Genomic DNA, 17045 nt, shown 5'->3' on the forward strand with positions numbered 1-17045 from the left:
ACTAGGGCTCATCGTGGCGCGGGGCCGCGCCATAAGGGGCATCCTGCCCCATGGCGCGCGTGCGCATCCATGCGCACGCCCTCCGGGGCTGCGGGACGACTGCATCGGGCTCAAGAGCGTGCACAGGCAACAGCAACAACTACGCAACGGCAACGGCAACGGCAACGGCAACGGCAACAGAAAGATCGAAATGGATTCCAGCTTCCGCCGGAATGACGGCGGGCTGTACTCGACGCGGGTGGTCGCCACGGTCCCCGCGCGCGCCGCTCGCGCAATCGGATACGAACCAACCGAAGCCCCTGTAGGAGCGGCGCAAGCCGCGACCGCGACAATTGAGCCACGACGAAAGTCCGCATCGCGCAGACCAGGCACCGCCAAACCAGATACGACGCCCTCACTCAGGACGCGCACGGCAATGCCGCAACACGCGCCCTGCGCGGCCGCCCTACTTGGACCAACGCCCCCGCCGCCGCGGCCACGCCGCCAGCAACGCCCACACGCCGCCCAGTCCCGCGATCCACGACGACGCCGGGATCGACCAGAACCGCGGCCCGCCCGATTCCAGGCCGTACAGCACCGCCGCCACGATCAGCAGCCCGGTGCCCAGGATCGCCGACACCGTGCGCCGCACCGCGTCCTTGATCGTATGGTTGAGGTCGGTGATGTCGGCCGAGCGCATCTTCAGTTCGTGCTGTCCGGCCACCTGCTGGCTCAGCCAGGCGTGCAACAGGCGCGGCATCTCCGGCGCGCGCGTCACCAGTTCCGGCAGGCGCTTGCGGAACTCGCCGGCCAGCCGCTGCGGGCTGTAGCGATCGAGCAGGATGCGCTGCAGCACCGGCCGGGCCACCGCCCAGATGTCGAGCTTGGGGTCGAGCAGGCGGCCGACGCCCTCGATGTTGAGCAGGGTCTTCTGCAGCAGGATCAGCTGCGGCTGCAAGGTCAGTTCGTAGCGCTGCGCGGTGCGGAACAGCTTGAGCAGCACCTCCGCCAGCGAGATTTCGCTGAGCGGACGGGTGAAGTACGGCTCGCACACCGCGCGCGTGGCCGCTTCGAGTTCGTCGATGCGGATGTGCGCCGGCATCCAGCCGGCCTGCACGTGCAGTTCGGCGATGCGGCGGTAGTCGCGGTTGAAGATCGCCATGAAGTTCTCGGCGAGGTAGTACTGATCCTCGTCCGACAACTGGCCCATGATGCCGAAGTCCAGGGCGATGAAGCGCGGGTTGCTGCGCCGCGCCGGGTCGCTGTCGACCCAGATGTTGCCGGCGTGGGCGTCGGCGTGGAAGAAGTTGTCGCGGAACACCTGGGTGTAGAACACCCGCACGCCCTTGGCGGCGAGCGCGCGACGGTCGATGCCGGCGGCGTCGAGCGCGGCGATGTCGTCGGAGGGAATGCCGTAGACGCGCTCCAGCGTCAGCGCGCGCTCGGAGGTGTGGGTCCAGATCACCTCGGGCACGTACATGTCGTCGCTGTCGGCCCAGAACCGGCGCAGCACGCTGGCGTTGGCGCCTTCGCGCTGCAGGTCGAGTTCGGCGGCGAGCGTGCTTTCGATCTCGGCCACGATCGCGCGCGGGCGGATCTTGTCGGCGTTGGGATGGGCGCGGTCGACCAGCGCGGCCATCGCGTTGAGCAGGGCGATGTCGCCGGCGATCTTGCCCTCGATGTCCGGGCGCAGCACCTTGACCACGACCTCGCGCGCGGGCCGGCCGCCCTGCGCGGGCAGGCGCGCGGCGTGGACCTGGGCGATCGAGGCCGAGGCCAGCGGCTCGATGTCGAAGCGGTCGAAGGCCTCGTCGATGCTGCGCTCCAGCGCGCTCTCGACGATGCGCCGCGCGGTCTCGCCGTCGAACGGCTTGACCCGGTCCTGCAGCAGGGTCAGTTCGGCGGCGATGTCCGGCGGCACCAGGTCGCGACGGGTGGAGAGGATCTGGCCGAACTTGACGAAGATCGGGCCGAGCTCCTGCAACGCCAGGCGCAGGCGCGCGCCGCGCGACATCGCCGCGACCTCGGCCGAGGCGCGCGGCACGAACGGCCGCGCGAGCTTGAGCCAACGCTCGGCGGGAGTGTCGTCGAGCAGCGCGTCGAGACGGTAGCGCAGCAGCACGCGGCCGATGCGCCAGGCACGGGCGGCGGATTTCATGCGCGCATCCCCGCCTGCAGGGCCTGCCTTTGTTGCAGGGCCCGCTCTTGTGGGAGGGCCTTCAGGCCCGATGCTCTTGTTTCAGATGTGGAAGAAACCTCGCCGCTGACCGAACAGCATCGGGCCTGAAGGCCCTCCCACGACGAGACGCTCATGCGCGGCCGCCCGCGCGCGACTGCAGGCGCGCCACCCGCGCGGCCGCGCGCTCGACGTCGTCGCGCAGCGCGTCGACGTCGTCGTGGAAGGCGTCGAGTTCGGCGCGCGGCACCAGGTCGCGGCTTTCTTCGGTGAGGTAATCGGCGGCGTTGCTGGCGAAAGCGCCGGCGGCGTCGCGCGCGTGGCGCAGCGCGCCGGCCACGGCGTTGGCGATCTGCACGCCGACGATGTCGCCGAACACCGCGGTGAACGGCTGCTGCCAGTCCGGATCGAAACGCTCGGCCAGCCGCTGCAGGCGCCGGGCCAGGTCGGCGTCGCCCTCGATGCGCAGCTTGCCGACCGGCGCGGCCTGTTCGTTGCGCGCCGCGCCGAGCAGGTTCGGCAGTTGCGCGAAGATCGCGCCGAGGGTGCTGCGCACCGACAGGTCGGGCTCGTCGCTGCTGCGCACCGGCCCGACTTCCAGGCGCTCGCCGGCGACCAGGATGCGCGCCGCCAACGGCGGCTCGGCCAGGTGCAGGGCGATGCTGCGGCCGTCGAGCGCGGACAGGCCGGCGCGGGTGTCGGGATCGAGCGCGAGCGCGCGGTTGAGCGCGGCTTCCAGGGCGCGGCCGGCGAGCGGCTTGAGCGCATCCAGGGGCGAGGCGGAATCGTTCATGCGCCCATTCTATCCGGGCTCGCGCGGGCGGCTGTTAGCGCTTTGTGCAAGCGCGGTGCGGTCGGCGGTCGCGGTGTGGCGGCGGTGGCGGTGGTCCGTCCGGACGCGCGCGAATCCCGCCTGGGCCCCTTGCAGGGGCGCCGCTCCTACAGGGGGCTTCGGGCGGCTATTGCGCGGCCTTGATCCGCGCCAGGCCCTCGTCGAAGCTCACCCGCGGCACGTAGCCGAAGTCGCGCCGGGCCGGGCCCATGTCGTACCAGTGGGTGGTCGACAGTTGCTCGGCCAGGAACCGGGTCATCGGCGGTTCGCCCTTGAGCGGCAGGACCGTCCACAGGCCTTCGCAGATCGCGCCGACGACGTAGGCGGCGCGGAACGGCAGGGTCTTGTCCACGGTCGGCGCGCCGACCGCGCCGAGCAGGCCGTTGAGGGTCTCGCGCACCGTGCGCGGGTCGCCGTTGCTGATGAAGTAGGCCTTGCCGGCGCAGGCCGCGCCCGGCGCCAGGTGGTCGAAGGCGTCGAAGTGGGCCTGCGCGGCGTTGTCGATGTAGGTGGTGTCGATGCGGTTCTCGCCGGTGCCGACGAAGCGCAGGCGGCCGGCGTTGGCGCGCTGGACCAGCCGCGGCAGCAACTGGTTGTCGCCGACGCCCCAGATCAGGCGCGGGCGCAGCGCGACGGTCGCCAGTTGCGGCGAGTTCGCCGCGAGCACGGCCTTTTCGGCGATGGTCTTGGTGGTGGCGTAGGCGGCCTTGAAGCCTTCGCCGTAGGGCACGGTCTCGGCGCTGCCGCCTTCGACCGGATGGGTCGCGCGGTGGGTGACGCTGGGCGTGGAGGTGTAGACCAGCTGGCCGATGCCGTGCGCCTGGCAAGCGGCCAGCACGTTCTGGGTGCCGACCACGTTGGCCTGGTGGTAGCTCTCGTAGCTGCCCCAGGCGCCGGCCTTGGCGGCGTTGTGGAAGATCGCGCCGCAGCCTCGCGCGGCGGCGATGACCGCGTCGCGGTCGGCGAGGTCGCCCTGGATCTGGGTCACCCCGAGCGGCTCCAGCGCGGGGTAGTGGCCGCGGTTGAAGCTGACCACCTCATGGCCGCGCGCGACCAGGCCGCGGCACAGCGCCTGGCCGAGGAAACCGCCGCCGCCGGTAACGAGGATCTTCATCGCGTTGGGGGTCCGTGCATGTGGAAGCAGATGATAGGCCTTGCGGCGCGCGCGAAGTGTCGGCTGGGCGACTGTGGCAGGGCAGCGGCAAGGGCCGATGCGGCCGAAGTGACTGTGGGAGGGCCTTCAGGCCCGATGCTTCTCTTTCAGGTCGCTACGATCTGAGACAAAAGCGTCGGGCCTGAAGGCCCTCTCACAAGAGCCGGTGCCCTGGAGCTCAATCGCCGATCGCGCGCGCCTGCAGCGTCAGTTTCTCGCGGCCGATCTTGGCGTTGTGGCGGATGTCGACCGGGAAGCCGGGATGGAAGCGGAATCGCTCGATGCCGGCGGTGTGCGCATGCGCCGCGCCGATCTCGCGCAGTTCGTCGAGGATGCGCTCGCGCTCGCGGTTGCCGATGCGCGGCTGGTGCAGTTCCACCCACAGCAGCGGCCGCTGCGCGCCTTTCTCGCCGGTGCCGACCAGGGCGCTGCGACGCACCTTGGGGTGGGTGTTGAACACCGGTTCGACCTGTTCGGTGTACAGCGGCCCGGTCGCGGTCTCGACCCGGTGGCTCTTGCGCCCGCAGAACCACAGCCGGCCGTGTTCGTCGAGGTAACCGACGTCGCCCATGCGGTGCACGATGCGCCCGCCTTCGCCCGTGGTCTCGCGGATCTTGGCCAGCCGGGTCATGTGGTCGCGGTTGAAATACGCATCGGTCGCGGTCGGTCCGGCCACGGTGATCTCGCCGACGGTGCCGGCCGCGACCAGCAGTTCGTCCGACCAGTGTTCGATCGCGGCGTCGTCGACGCGGATGATGCGCACGTCGTTGCGCGCCACCGCGCGGCCGACGCAGGTACCGGCGCCGGCCTCGGTGGCCGCGCGCGTGGATTGCAGTTCGCGGCCTTCGATCACCGCCACCGGCAGGCATTCGGTGGCGCCGTACGGGGTCCAGAACTGGGCGTCCTCGTGCATCAGCTCGCGCAGCTTGGCCACCGTGTCCGGCGGCACCGGCGCGCCGGCCGAGGTGACCCGGCGCAGCGTCGGCAACGGCTGGCCATGGTCGGCCAGCACCTTCATCAAGGCCGGCGAACCGAACAATTGGTCGCAGCCGAACCGGCGCAGCGCGTCGTGCAGCTTGCGCGGATCGGCCTGGGCCGGACGGGTCGGGTCCATGTCCGGGATCACCGAGGTCAGGCCCAGCGCCGGATCGAACAAGGCGAACGGCGGGAACGTCGGCAAGTCCACGCCGCCGGGCGCGATGCCGAAGGCCTCGCCCATCATCTCGATCTGGGCGACGAAATGGCGATGGCGGAACACAACGCCCTTGGGCACGCCGGTCGAGCCGCTGGTGAACACGATCGCCGCGACTTCCTCGGCGCGGGTGTCGGCCAGCTGCGAACCGGCGCCTTCGCCCGCGCGCTCGACGCGTGCGAGGGTGTCGTCGGCCAGCAGCGCGCGCTGGCCGGTGGTGATGCGGATGCGCGCCGACTTCGCCCAGCCCAGCACGACCCGGGCGACGTGCGCGAGCGGAATGCCGATGAAGGCCTCCGGCGCGGCTTCGTCGAGGCATTGGCGCAGCGCGCGCTTGTCGATGCCCGGATCGATCAGCACCGGCACCGCGCCGGCCTTGAACAGGGCGAACATCAGCAGGAAGAACTCGGGCGAGGGCCGCACCATCACCGCGGTGCGGGTGCCGCGGACGATGCCGCGCCGGCCGAGCCCGGCGGCGATGGCGTCGCTGCGGCGGTCCAGTTCGGCGTAGGTCAGCTCGACGTCGTAGCGCGCCAGCCCGTCGGGCCCGCGCGTGCCGGGGCAGCGCATGGCCACGCGCTGCGGCGATTGCGCGGCCAGCCGCGGCAGCGAGGCGGCGATGTTGCACACGGCGTCGGTGGCGTCCATGGGGCGCGCCTCAGCCGAGCGGATGGCGGTCGAGGAAGGCGCGCACCGCCGGCACCAGCTCGTCGGCCTTGTCTTCCAGCACGTAGTGGCCGGCGTCCTTGAACGCGTGCACTTCGGCGCGCGGCAGCGCGTCGGTGAAGCCCTTGAGGAAGTGGTGGTCGAACACGAAATCGCCCAGGCCCCAGCCGATGAAGGCCGGGCGGTCGGCGTATTCGGGCAGCTTGCGGCCCATCGCCTGCACCAGCGGCCAGGCCTTGTCGCCTTCGCCGAGCGGAATGTCCTGGACGAAGCGCGAGGTCGCGATGCGGTTGGCCCACGAGTCGTACGGCGCGACGTAAGCGCGGCGCACCTCGGCCGGCATCGGCTTGCTCACGCCCAGGCGCGCGGCGCCGCCGGCGAAGGCGTTGAGGCCGCGGATCAGGCCGGTGCCGACGGACGAATCGCGGCCCAGGCGCAGCCGCTTGGGCAGCGGCTTGGCCGCCGGCAGCGGGAACGCGCCGGTGTTGGTGATCACCAGCCGCTTGATCTGCTCGGAATGCTTCAGGCCCCAGCCGAAGCCGATGCCGCCGCCCCAGTCGTGCACGGCCAGGGTCATCGGGCCGTCGATGTTCAGATGCTTGAGCAACGCCTCGACGTCGTCCACGCGCGACTGCAGGGTGTATTCGTAGCGCTCGTCGCCGGGCTTGTCGGACAGGCCCATGCCGACGTGGTCGGGGACGATGCAGCGGTAGCGGTCGTGCAGGCCCAGCACCAGCTTGCGCCAGTAATAGCTCCACGACGGGTTGCCGTGCAGCATCACCACGACTTCGCCGTCGCGCGGGCCCTGGTCGAGGTAGCTCAGGCCGATGCCCGGGCGGACCTCGAAACGCTGCGGCTGGAACGGGTAGTCGGGGAAGCGGGAGCTGGACGTCATCGGGGACTCGGTGGCGGCGCGCCTCGCGGGCGGGCCTGGCGGACAGACCGCCATTATCGGGTGCCGGGGCCGGATGGGGAATTTTTGCGGCCCGAAGGCGCCGCGACCCCTGCGGGAGCGGGCTTCGGGCTCGCGCCCGGCGCCGCGGATTCGCGGTCGCGGCTTGCGCCGCTCCTACAGGAAGCCCATGCGGGCCCGCCGGCGTTCGCGAAACTATCCGAAGCCGCTGTAGGAGCGGCGCGAGCCGCGACCGCGGGACTTCGGCCTCGCGCCGCCAGCAACGACAACCGCGCGTATCCGCCGGCATTCGCAACAAAACCTATCGTTTGAACATGCCGCCCCTGTGCCGATGCCCGCGAACGCTTGCCGCACACTCGCCGGACCATGAATTCCCGCGTCCCTCCTGCGCATGCGTAGCAAGCTGTTCGTCCCGGGCGCGCGGCCGGAGCTGTTCGACAAGGCCCTGGCCGGCGCCGCCGATGCCCTGTCCTTCGACCTGGAGGACGCGGTCGCGCCCGAGCGCAAGGCCGCCGCGCGGGTGGCGGTGGCCGCGTTCCTGGCCTCGTCCGCCGTCGCGGCCTCGTCCAAGCTGATGATCGTGCGGGTCAACGCGCCCGCGAGCGAGCACTTCGCCGCCGACCTGGCCGCGGTCGCACGCGAGGGCGCCGACCTGATCAACCTGCCCAAGATCGAATCCGCCGACGCCCTGCACGAGGCGGTGGCGGCGCTGGAACGCGCCGAGGCGCGCAACGGCGTGGTCCGCCCGATCGGCCTGCTGGTCAACATCGAAACCCCGCGCGCGCTGCGGGCCGCGGCCTCGATCGCCGGCGCGCACCCGCGCGTGGCCGGGCTGCAGCTCGGCCTGGCCGATCTGTTCGAGGCCCAGGGCATCGCCCGCGACGACCGCGCCAACGTCCACGCCGCGCTGTTCGCGGTGCGCATGGCCGCGGCCGAGGCCGGGGTGTTCGCGCTCGACGGCGCCTACGCCGACCTGCACGACGAAGCCGGCTATTTCGACGAAGCGTTGGTCGCCAAGCGCCTGGGCTTCCTCGGCAAGACCTGCCTGCACCCGCGCCAGGTCGGGCTGGCCAACCGCGCCTTCGCCGCCACCGCCGACGAGATCGCGCGCGCGCGCCGCATCGTCAGCGCGGCCGAAACCGCCGCCGACGGCGGCCGCGGCGTGTTCGTGGTCGATGGGCGCATGATCGACCGGCCGTTCCTCAAGCGCGCGCAGGCCCTGCTCGCGACCGCGGAACGGCCGTGAGCGGCCGCGGCGCGGGCGCCGCGGCACCCTGGCGCGGCGCATGCCGCGCCGCGCAGCAGTGAGGGGACGGGAGCGGATGTCGCAGCAGTCGCAGTCGGTGGTGGGGGAACAAGGCGCGCCCGCGGCGCGTCGGGCAGTCGCCGCAGCATCGGGCGCCGGAGCCGTGGCGCCGTCGCGCGCGCGGCGGCTGTGCGCGCTGGCGCTGTGGGCCTTGCTGCTGGCGCTGGCCGCGCCGCTGCAGGCCGAACCGCTGACGCCGCTGCGCAGCGTCGCGCTGCCGGCGCTGCCGGCCGATACATTGATCGGCGCGGCCCAGCTCGACGGCGCCACCATCGCCATTGCCGCCGACGGCGCCTGGCGCCTGGACCCGGGCGCGAGCCAATGGCGCGCGCTGCGCAGCGATGCCGCGACCGCGCCGCGCAGCATCGCCGGCGACGGCAGCCGCGCGTTCGCGCTGTCCGCCGACGGCGCGGTCGCGCGCCTGCAGGCCGATGCGCAACGACTTCAAGCGCTGGCGTTGCCGGCCTTGCCCGAAGCTGTGCGCAACGCCACCGCGGCATGGACGGCCGACACCTTCTACCTCGCCGGCCTCGGCGCCGATGGCGCGCCGCGGCTTTATCAGCGCCCGCTCGCCGACGACCGCGCGGCGTGGACCGCGGCCCCGGCCTGGACCGAAGCCGGCGCGCCGCGCAGCCTGCTGTCGCAGACCAAATCGCTGTTCCTGGTGCTCGCCGATCCCGCCGGCGGCGGCGACCGCCTGCTGCGCTGGACGCCGGGTCAGCCGGCCTGGCGCGACGCCGGCCGCGTGCCCGGCCAGGTTCCCGCCGGCGCCGGCCGCGCCACCGGCCAGGCGCACCTGCTGATGCCGGTACAACCGACCGCGCACGCGCCGGCGCGGCTGATGACCTACCAGACCATCACCGCCGCCTGGGCCGAATTGCCCGGCGCGCAGGTGCCGGCCGACGCGCTCGCCACCGCCGCCTGGCCCGACGGTCTGGCGTGGGCGCGCGCCGACGGCGCCGGCCGCGTCCAGTTCGCCGCCGCGCAGATCCAGTCCAGCAAGCTGCGCCTGCACTGGCTCGACTGGGTGGTGATCGTGGTCTACCTCGCCGGCATGATCGGCATCGGCCTGTACTTCTACCTGCGCGAGAAGCGCGGCAACACCGACAGCTTCTTCGTCGGCGGCCGCAGCATCCCGTTCTGGGCCGCCGGCATCAGCCTGTACGCGGCCAACACCAGCTCGATCAGCTTCATCGCCATTCCGGCCAAGGCCTTCGAGACCAACTGGCAGTACATGGCCAACAACATCATCGCCGTGTTCGGCCTGGTGTTCGTGGCGATCTGGGTGGTGCCGCTGCTGCGCCGGCTCGACCTGATGTCGGTGTTCTCGTACCTGGAAACCCGCTTCCACCCGGCCATCCGCATGCTCGCCAGCGCCTTGTGCGTGTTCGTGCAGATCGGCAGCCGCATGAGCGTGATCCTGTTCCTGCCGGCGCTGGCGATCGCCACCATCACCGGCATCAGCGTGTTCTGGAGCGTGCTGCTGATGGGCGGCTTCACCATCGTCTACACCGCGATGGGCGGGATGAAGGCGGTGATCTGGACCGACTTCGTCCAGGTCATCGTCAAGATGGGCGGCGCGATCTTCGCCATCGGCTTCATGATCTGGGGCCTGCGCGGCGGCTTCGGCCAGTTCTGGTCCACGGCGATGGCCGAGGGCAAGATGCACACCTTCGACTTCAGCTTCGACCTGACCAAGGCCACCGTGTGGGGCTTCGTGTTCCTGGTCCTGTTCGAGGTGGTGCTGACCTTCCCCAAGGACCAGGTGCTGATGCAGCGCACCTTGTCGACCAAATCCGACAAGGAAGCCGGGCGTTCGATCTGGGCGTTCGCGGCGATCATGATCCCCGGCGGCATCGTGTTCTACACCATCGGCACGGCGATGTTCGTGTACTACCGCGAACACCCCGAGCGCATGAACCCGCTGCTGCCGATCGACGCGACGTTTCCGATGTTCATCGCCGCCGAACTGCCGGTGGGCGTGACCGGGCTCATCATCGCCGGCATCTTCGCCGCGGCGATGGCGACGCTGTCGGGGATCATGAACTCGGTGGCGACGCTGATCTCGGTGGACTTCTACGAGAAGTTGCACAAGGGCCACACGCCGCAGCAGAGCGTGCGCTTCGCCGAGTGGATGACCGTGGTCGTGGGCCTGATCGGCATCGGCGCGGCGCTGCTGCTGTCGAAGTTCGACATCCACTCGCTGTTCGACGTGTCGATCGAACTGGCCGGCCTGCTCGGCGGCGGTTTCGCCGGCGCCTACACCCTGGGCATGTTCACCCGCCGCGCCAACTGGCAGGGCGTGGCGATCGGGATCGGCGCGAGCATCGTGCTGACCCTGGGCATCTGGACCTTGCGCGCGGTGCATCCGTACTACTACCTGGCGATCTCGATCGCGCTGTGCATCGCGATCGGGTATGTGGCGAGCCTGTTCTTTCCGGCGCCGACGCAATCGCTGGACGGGCTGACGATCTATCGCGACCGGCGCTCATCCGCCCCTTCGGGGCCCCTGCTCCCGCAAGCGGGAGAAGGGGCAGCCAGCAGCGATCGGCTTTGAACCCCTCTCCGCTTGCGGGGTGAGGCGCTGCGTTTGCGAGCCATCGCTCGCGCAACGCCGAACGACCGAACGCTCTGCGTTCGGGCCGGGATGGGGTTGGCGTGAGGGCTACCCGGACACCAGTGACCAATGGAAGTAGCCCACCCCACCCGCCTGAGGTAGCGTTGCCCGACAACGAACGCGAGCCGCCGTGGAAACCCAGTTCCTCAACACCTTCGTCACCATCGTCGACCAAGGCTCGATGGCCGCCGCCGCGCGCGTGCTCGGCATCACCCCGGCCGCGGTCGCGCAGCAGATCCGCACCCTGGAGCGCGAGATCGGCGCGCCGCTGATCGCGCGCGTCGGCCGCACCGTCAGCGTCACCGAGGAAGGCGCGCGGATCCTGCCGCGCACGCGCGAACTGCTGCGCAACGTCGCCGACCTGCGCAGCGTCGCCACCGAAAGCGAAATCGCCGGCGAACTGCGCCTGGGCGCCTGCCCGACCGCGCTGGCCGGCATCCTGCCCGACGTGCTCGCGCGCATGGTCGAGACCTTTCCGCAGATCAACGTGTTCATCAAGCCGGGCTATTCGGCCGACCTCTACCACGCGGTCGAACAGGGCGACCTGGACGCGGCGATCGTGCTGCAGGCGCCGTTCCCGCTGCCCAAGACCTGCGAGTGGCAGCTGCTGCGCGAGGAGCCGCTGATCGTGCTGGCGCCGGCGCACCTGGCCGACCGCGACCCGCACGAACTGCTCGCCACCCAGCCGCTGATCCGCTACGACCGCCATCAGTGGGGCGGCCGCCAGGCCGAGGAGTACCTGCGCGCGCAGCGCATCGTCCCGCGCGAGCGTTTCGAATTGAACGCGCTCAACGCCATCGCGGTGATGGTCGACCGCGGCCTGGGCGTGTCGCTGGTGCCCGACTGGGCGCAACCCTGGCCCGAAGGCCTCAAGCTCGCGCGCATCGCCTTGCCCGACGCCTCGGCCAAGCGCTGCATCGGCATCGTCTGGTCGCGCTCGAGCGTGCGCGTGCGCCTGGTCACCGTATTGCTGCAAGAAAGCCGCAAGGCCATGCAGCAACGCAACGGCCCGAAGCCCCTGTAGCAGCGGCGCGAGTCGCGTCCGCGACATCGCGCTTACGACGCGACCGTGCGAGCCCGCGGTCGCAGCTCGCGCAGCTCCTACGGTCGGACACGAAACCGCGTCGTTTTTGCCGCAACGCAACAAGAAAAACTGACGCGTCACCCAACAAAACCTAGCCTCTGAACATAGCGCGCAACGGTTCTATGCCTCCGGGCGAACGCATAGTCTCGCCAGCATCCGGGGATCGCGCGATGTCGGGGACGTCGCCACAAGGACGCGGCCACGCTGCCGTCGGGCCAACGCCGGAACGATGCGCGACGCCGCTCGCGGCGCGCGCCGGCCTTCGCACCACCACGACGGAACCGAACATGCTCAAGCCACTTTCCGCCGCGATCGGCAGCGCGCTGCTGCTGTCCTTCGCCGCCGGCACCGCCGCCGCCCAGGACGCGGCCGCCGCGCCGGCCGAGACCGAAACCGCGCAGGGCAGCCGCGCCGCGGTCAACCTCGACAACGTCGTGGTCACCGGCACCCGCAGCCCCAAGGCGGTGGACAAGATTCCCGGCGCCATCACCCTGGTGTCGAAGGCCGAACTCGCGCGCAGCCTGGTGCTGACCGAGGACGCGACCGCGGTGCTGGCGCGCACCGTGCCCGGCTATGCCGAGTCCTCGCAGGCGATGAGCAACACCGGCGAGAACCTGCGCGGCCGCGTCGCCCTGCGCCTGTTCGACGGCGTGCCGCAGGGTTCGCCGCTGCGCGAAGGCACCCGCAACGGCACCTTCACCGACATGGGCATCGTCGGCCGGATCGAGGTGATCAACGGCCCGTCCGCGTCCGAGGGCATCGGCGCGGCCGGCGGCATCATCAACTACCTGTCCGCCGCGCCGACCAAGGAAGGCAACGAGTTCACCCTGATCAGCCGCTACACCACCCAGTTCAAGGACGACAGCGCGGGCTGGAAGCTCGGCCTGAATTTCGCCCGCAAGGCCGGCAACTTCGACATGCTCGCCAGCGTCTCGTTCCTGGACCGCGGCATCACCTACGACGGCAACGGCCGCCGCATCGGCATGAACACCAGCGGCTCGCTGGCCGATACCGAGTCGCGCAACCTGTTCCTCAAGGCCGGCTACGACTTCGGCGAAGACGGCACCCAGCGCATCGAAGGCTCGGTCAGCCACTTCAACATCGAAGGCAAGGCCAACTACATCCAGGTGCTGGGCTGCCGCCCCGACGAGCGCGCGCTGTGCGGCGAGACCCGCACCAACACCTCCGAGCGCGGCACGATCTTCGGCTCCAAGGCCGCGATCAACGACTTCAAGCAGTACCAGCTCACCTACACGAACAGCGATTTCTTCGGCGGCACCCTGACCGTGAACGGCTACAAGGCCGACCAGCAGATGCGCTACCTGCCGGAAAACACCATCGACCGCCAGGACCCGCGGCTGGGGCCGATCGGCCAGGTCTGGGACCAGTCGGAAATCGTCACCGACAAGAAAGGCCTGCGCACTTCGTGGGCGCGGCCGTCGCTGTTCGCGGTCGACGGGCTGGAACTGCGCATCGGCCTGGACCTGGTCGAAGACACCGCCGAGCAGCGCCTGGCGCTGACCGACCGGCTGTGGGTGCCGCCGATGAACTACAAGAGCCGCGCGCCGTGGATGCAGCTGTCCTGGGACATCGGCCCGGTGACCCTGTCCGGCGGCATCCGCCGCGAGGACGGCGAGCTGCGCGTGGACGACTACACCACCACCTGGTACCGCGACCGCCGCAACGTCGGCGGCGGCACCCTGGACTACCAGGAGAACCTGACCAACTTCGGCGCGGTGTGGCGCGTCAACGAGCAGTGGTCGGTGTTCGGCTCCTACGGCGAAGGCTTCACCCTGGCCAACGTCGGCATTCCGCTGCGCAACGTGCAATGCTCGGGCGACGCCGGCAGCGTGCAGACCGACGGCTGCCCGAACGATCCGCCGATCAACGTCGGCGACCTGCTCGACCTCAACGCCATCGTGGTCGAGAACACCGAATTCGGCTTCAACTGGCGCGGCGAGCGCGGCTCGCTGAGCGCCTCGCACTACGATTCCAAGTCCGACTACGGCCAGTCGCTGGCGATCGACCCGATCACCAACGACCTGGTGCTGCTGCGCGCGCCGGTGCGGATCAAGGGCTACGAACTGTCCGGCGACTGGCGCTTCAACGACGCCTGGCGGATCAGCGCGGTCTATTCGCACACCCGCGGCAAGACCTCGTTCTGGTCGGCCGACGCCGCCGGCCGCTTCGGCGCCGGCGGGCTGAACAAGCCGATGGGCGTGCTCGACATCAACCCCGACAAACTCGCCTGGACCCTGACCTGGAACTTCCTGCCGAACGCCGACGTGAGCCTGGGCGCGACCACGCTGTTCTCGCGCAACCTGTCCGGCAGCGACGTACGCGCCTTCGACAAACGCGCCTTCAGCTTCACCGAGAGCACCAAGGGCTACACCCTGTTCGACCTGGGCTTCAACTACGACACCCAGCGTTACGGCAAGCTCTCGCTCGGCATCGAGAACCTGCTGGACAAGCAGTACATCCTGAGCTGGTCGCAACCGCCGGGCGGCTTCCAGAACTACTGGGCCGGCCGCGGGCGCACGATCTCGCTCACTCACACCTTCAAGTTCTGAGGTCCGCGGCGCGCGACGGACCGGATCGGCCTCATCGCCGCGGCAAGCACTGCCGCGGCGGCGCTTTCACCGCTATGGGAATCGACTTGCCCACTCGTGTTCTCCGCCGCTGCCGCTGGCCGGTCCTGATCGTGGGACTGATGGCGATGGGTGCGGGTTGCGCCGGCGTCGGGCACCAAAGCGTCGGGCCTGAAGGTCCTCCCACGAGCGACGCTCTTGTGGGAGGGACTTCAGTCCCGACGCTTTCCGATCCGGTCGCCAAACACCCTGACGCCTCGCCCTTCGACCCGCTGCACGCCTGGATGACCCAGGCCACCCGCCCCGGCGGCTACGTCGGCGCGGTGACCCTGATCGTGCACGAAGGCCGCATCGTCGACTTTCGCGCCTACGGCCACCGCGACCTCGCCCGCCGCGCGCCGATGCGCCGCGACACGATCTTCCGCATCTACTCGATGAGCAAGACCGCGACCTCGGCCGCGGTCATGCAGCTGGCCGAACGCGGCCTGATCGACGTGGAAGCGCCGGTGCAGCGCTACCTGCCCGAACTCGCGCACCGCCAGGTCGCCAGCGGCGATGCGCAGGCGCCGACGCTGCGCCCCGCGCGACGCGCGATCACGGTGCGCCACCTGCTCACCCACACCGCCGGTTTCGCCGCCGGCCTGCCCGGCGACGACGCCGCGGCGGCGCTGACCCGCCGCCACGATCCGCACGCCGCGCGCGACCTCGCCGGCTTCGTCGCCCGCCTCGCGCGAGCGCCGCTGGCCGCCGATCCGGGCACCCGCTTCGGTTACGACGGCGCCGCCACCGAAGTGCTGGCGCGGCTGGTCGAAGCCGTGTCCGGACAGCGCTTCGAGGCTTACCTGCGCGAGCATCTGTTCGCGCCGCTGCGCATGCGCGACACCGGCTTCGCGGTTCCCGCGGCGGCGCGCGGACGCATCGCCGACCTCACCATCACCGGCGACGACGGCCGCCTGCGCCTGGACGACGGCCCCTCGCAACGCGAACCCGGCGCGCCGCTCAACGCCTACGCCAGCGGCGCCGGCGGTTTGTATTCCACCGCCTGCGATTACGCGCGCTTCGCCCAGATGCTGCTCGACGGCGGCCGCATCGCCGACGAATCGGGCTTCGCCGAGTGCGGCAGCACGCGCCACTCCGGCCCCGGCCCGCGCGTGCTACGCGCCGACACGGTCGCGGCGATGCTGCGCAACCAGCTGACCATGCTCGATCCGCCGGTGCACCAATACGACGCCGGCGAAGGCTTCGGCTACGGCGGCGCGGTGGTGATCGATCCGGCCCGGCGCAGCGTGCCGGCGTCGCTCGGACAGTTCGGCTGGCCCGGCGCCGCCTCGACCACCTACGTCATCGACCCCAAGCGCAAGACGGTCGCGCTGGCGCTGCTGCAACATCTGCCGCGCGCCGGCGTCGCCGGCGATCCGCCGCGCTTGAGCAAGGACTTCTACCGGCTCGCGTTCGCCGCGACCGATGCCGCCGGCCGCGCGGCGGCGCGCTCGCCATGAAGCCCATCGCCCCCATCGGACACCGCGCATGACCGCGAACACGCCCCCTACTGTCCTCGTCGCCGGTTCGGCCAATCTGGACTTCGTCGTCCGCGCCGCGCACGCGCCCGCGCCCGGCGAAACCGTGCTCGGCCGCGAGCTGGCGACCTATCCCGGCGGCAAGGGCGCCAACCAGGCGCTGGCCTGCGCCCGCGCCGGCGCCGCGCCGACGCGCATGCTGCTGGCGCTGGGCGAAGACGCGCACGCCGAGCCGATCGAACGCTCGCTGCGCGAAGGCGGCGTGGAACTGCACGTGCGCCGCTGCGCCGAGCGCGCCACCGGCAGCGCCTTCGTCTGCGTGGCCGACGACGGCGAGAACGCGATCGTGGTCGCGCCCGGCGCCAACGCCGCGCTGCGCGGCGACGACCTGCCCGCGCTCGACGGCATCGCCTGGCTGTTGCTGCAACTCGAATCGCCGCTCGACGCGGTCGCCGACTGGGCCCGGCAGGCGCGCTCGGCCGGCGTCGCCGTCGCGCTCAACGCCGCGCCCGCGCGGGCGCTGCCGGCCGCGCTGCTGGACGACGTCGACCTGCTGATCGTCAACGAAGGCGAACTGGCCGCGCTGACCGGCATCGGCGACCTCGATGCCGCCCTCGCCGCCGTGCGCGTGCCGCGCGTGGTGGTGACCCTCGGCGCGCGCGGCTGCCTCGCCCGTGTCGACGGCGCGCGCCTGCGCCAGGACGCGTTCGCGGTCGCAGCGGTCGATACCACCGCGGCCGGCGACACCTTCTGCGGCGTGCTGGTCGCCGCGTTGGCCCGGGGCGGCGGCTTCGACACCGCGCTGCGCCGCGCCTGCGCGGCCTCGGCGCTGGCGTGCACGCGGGCCGGCGCGCAAAGCAGCGTGCCCAGTCATGCCGAGGTCGAAGCGCTGTTGCACACTGCCGCAGACCGCAATTCCGCAGGAGGGACTTCAGTCCCGATGCCCTCCGCTCAGGTCGCCGCGATCTGAGACAAGAGCATCGGGACTGAAGTCTCTCCCACCGTCGCTTCGCTCACTCCCC

General features: G+C 71.1%; 11 protein-coding genes. 6 read left to right on the forward strand and 5 right to left on the reverse strand.

Annotated features, from left to right (window positions below):
• Nucleotides 1–445 precede the first annotated feature (445 nt).
• From ubiB to RDV84_RS05570, 5 genes are all read right to left on the reverse strand, one after another.
• On the reverse strand, nucleotides 446–2137 hold the full coding sequence (ubiB, locus tag RDV84_RS05550; protein WP_057945873.1) for a ubiquinone biosynthesis regulatory protein kinase UbiB: 1692 nt from the start codon (nucleotides 2135–2137) through the stop codon (nucleotides 446–448).
• Between the two features lie 151 nt (nucleotides 2138–2288).
• Nucleotides 2289–2948: a ubiquinone biosynthesis accessory factor UbiJ gene (locus RDV84_RS05555; RefSeq protein WP_057945872.1), complete on the reverse strand. Its 660-nt coding sequence runs from the start codon at nucleotides 2946–2948 to the stop codon at nucleotides 2289–2291.
• A 166-nt stretch (nucleotides 2949–3114) separates the two neighbouring features.
• Complete coding sequence (gene oleD, locus RDV84_RS05560; protein ID WP_309152720.1) at nucleotides 3115–4101, reverse strand: 2-alkyl-3-oxoalkanoate reductase; 987 nt, start codon at nucleotides 4099–4101, stop codon at nucleotides 3115–3117.
• A 217-nt stretch (nucleotides 4102–4318) separates the two neighbouring features.
• Nucleotides 4319–5980 (reverse strand): olefin beta-lactone synthetase, encoded by a 1662-nt coding sequence (oleC, locus tag RDV84_RS05565; RefSeq protein WP_309152721.1) that lies wholly within the window; start codon nucleotides 5978–5980, stop codon nucleotides 4319–4321.
• A gap of 10 nt (nucleotides 5981–5990) precedes the next feature.
• The gene (locus RDV84_RS05570; protein ID WP_057945869.1) at nucleotides 5991–6893 is read right to left on the reverse strand and encodes an alpha/beta fold hydrolase; all 903 of its coding nucleotides are present in this window, start codon (nucleotides 6891–6893) and stop codon (nucleotides 5991–5993) included.
• A 409-nt stretch (nucleotides 6894–7302) separates the two neighbouring features.
• On the opposite strand from RDV84_RS05570, the gene RDV84_RS05575 reads away from it, so the two are divergent.
• The 6 genes from RDV84_RS05575 to RDV84_RS05600 all read left to right on the forward strand — a co-directional run bounded on the left by RDV84_RS05575 (nucleotide 7303) and on the right by RDV84_RS05600 (nucleotide 16993).
• Nucleotides 7303–8157, forward strand: coding sequence for an HpcH/HpaI aldolase/citrate lyase family protein (locus RDV84_RS05575; RefSeq protein ID WP_309152722.1), 855 nt, complete (start codon nucleotides 7303–7305; stop codon nucleotides 8155–8157).
• A gap of 163 nt (nucleotides 8158–8320) precedes the next feature.
• On the forward strand, nucleotides 8321–10774 hold the full coding sequence (locus RDV84_RS05580) for a sodium:solute symporter family protein (RefSeq protein WP_309152723.1): 2454 nt from the start codon (nucleotides 8321–8323) through the stop codon (nucleotides 10772–10774).
• Nucleotides 10775–10964: 190 nt separating this feature from the next.
• Entirely contained in the window at nucleotides 10965–11858 is an 894-nt protein-coding gene (locus tag RDV84_RS05585) for a LysR family transcriptional regulator (RefSeq protein WP_057945867.1), read from the forward strand.
• Between the two features lie 347 nt (nucleotides 11859–12205).
• Nucleotides 12206–14488: a TonB-dependent receptor gene (locus RDV84_RS05590; RefSeq protein ID WP_309152724.1), complete on the forward strand. Its 2283-nt coding sequence runs from the start codon at nucleotides 12206–12208 to the stop codon at nucleotides 14486–14488.
• Nucleotides 14489–14790: 302 nt separating this feature from the next.
• Nucleotides 14791–16005 (forward strand): serine hydrolase domain-containing protein, encoded by a 1215-nt coding sequence (locus RDV84_RS05595; RefSeq protein ID WP_309152725.1) that lies wholly within the window; start codon nucleotides 14791–14793, stop codon nucleotides 16003–16005.
• Between the two features lie 28 nt (nucleotides 16006–16033).
• Nucleotides 16034–16993, forward strand: a complete 960-nt coding sequence (locus RDV84_RS05600; RefSeq protein ID WP_309152726.1) for a ribokinase — start codon at nucleotides 16034–16036, stop codon at nucleotides 16991–16993.
• Nucleotides 16994–17045 lie beyond the last annotated feature (52 nt).

Source organism: Lysobacter yananisis, from assembly GCF_031199375.1.
Classification (GTDB): Bacteria; Pseudomonadota; Gammaproteobacteria; order Xanthomonadales; family Xanthomonadaceae; genus Lysobacter; species Lysobacter yananisis.